1 pseudogene is annotated in these 396 nt (G+C 56.6%); it reads right to left on the reverse strand.

Features of this window, described 5'->3' with window-relative positions:
* Window positions 1–58 precede the first annotated feature (58 nt).
* Window positions 59–288: pseudogene (locus ACM6IT_RS27010) on the reverse strand (site-specific integrase); the annotation flags it as partial.
* Window positions 289–396: the final 108 nt, after the last annotated feature.

A 396-nucleotide genomic window follows, 5' to 3' on the forward strand; every position in this document is an offset into this window, starting at 1 on the left:
GGTCCATAGAGACTATGTTGCCCCCTAATAGCCGCTTCCATACATCGACGAAGCTAGGTTAGAGGGTATTAGTGCACTTCTTCTCTTCGGCATAATCATGATGCAGGTAGTGGCGTCTCACCCGCGAACCGGCCAGCACATGGTTTGACAGCGATCGATGACATCCAGGCTGACCCCCAAGGCCTGCATCATGGTCGCGCCGGTACGGCGCAGATCACGCGGCGTCCAGTCTCCGTACTGGCCGTCGGAAAGGACCAGCGTGTCGTCGTGAGGCCGTTGTTGCAGGGCGAAGGGGGTCTCTACGTTAGCCGCGGTGTATGCCTGTGCCTTGGACGTTGCTGGACTCTCGTAGAGCAGAGCACCGCTGGAACTCAAGTAAATACTAGCTTTGTTTAT

The organism is Pseudomonas sp. IT-P4 (assembly GCF_949767755.1).
Classification (GTDB): domain Bacteria; phylum Pseudomonadota; class Gammaproteobacteria; order Pseudomonadales; family Pseudomonadaceae; genus Aquipseudomonas; species Aquipseudomonas monachiensis.